Source organism: Streptomyces niveus (assembly GCF_001723055.1).
Taxonomy (GTDB): domain Bacteria; phylum Actinomycetota; class Actinomycetes; order Streptomycetales; family Streptomycetaceae; genus Streptomyces; species Streptomyces niveus.
Genome location: NZ_MDCR01000183.1, coordinates 1 through 947, shown reverse-complemented (window position 1 = coordinate 947; position 947 = coordinate 1). Strand labels below are relative to the sequence as shown.

General features: G+C 72.1%; 1 protein-coding gene. It reads right to left on the bottom strand.

Features of this window, described 5'->3' with window-relative positions; genetic code table 11:
* Positions 1-62 precede the first annotated feature (62 nt).
* Positions 63-947 (bottom strand): Rieske 2Fe-2S domain-containing protein (locus BHU15_RS21620; RefSeq protein ID WP_069628712.1); only part of this gene is annotated, 885 nt, incomplete at its 5' end.

The window sequence follows — 947 nt, the reverse complement described above, 5'->3', positions numbered from 1 at the left end:
CGCCCGGCGCCGGGCGTACCGTTCTCCGCTGTCATGCCGATCTCCCTGTCCGTCCCGGGCGCTCACTCCTCCGAGCTGTGCGCCTCGGTCCGCGCGGGTCGCGACACGAGGCCGCCCGCCGGTTCCGTGTAGAACTGCTGCGCCCACTGCCGGTAGCGGCCGATGGGACCGTCGCCCTTGGCGAGCTTCGGGTGCTCGACATGCTCCTGGTGGTGCCACATCAGCAGGTCCGCGCCGGTGTCGACGCTCGCCACCCGTTGCAGGACCCTGCTGAGGAGCCGGGCTGCGGGCATCGTCGCCGCGCGGCCGACCTTGGCCGGTACGCCGGGGACGCCGGCCAGTTCCAGCTTCGTGCCGAACCGGAGCTGGATGCGGCCGGGGCTGGTCGGGGTCGCGTGGAGCATCACGTACAGGCTCCCCGCGCCCAGGGGCAGCACCGACCGCGCCGCGATGGTGGCCAGTCCGATCACGGTGAGGGTGTACGACTGGCGGGACCCGCGCATCATCGTGCCGCGGGCGGTCGCCGTGACGGTGCTGACCGGTTGCCCGGTCACCGGTGGGCCGTCGATGACGAGGTCCTTCAGGCCGTGCAGCGCGGGCAGATGGCCCCAGTCGAAGGCGTTCTCGATGACGTCCTGCGGGTGACCGGCGATGTCGAAGGTCTCGTGGCTGAACGGCTGCCGGTCGTCCAGGGGCAGGACCGGGACCTCCCACTGCGGGGGCAGGCCGAGGGCGTGCCACCACACGTAGATCCCGCCGTTGGCCTCGCACACCGCGTACTGCGTCAGGGACGCCTTGGGCGGTGGCTGGTCGTAGCCGGTACGTACGCAGACACCGGCCGGGTCGAACGCGAACCGGTGGAAGGGGCAGACGATCTCCTCGCCCTCGATCGATCCGCCGACCCCCAGATGCGCGCCGAGGTGCGGGCATCTGGGGGTCGGCGGATC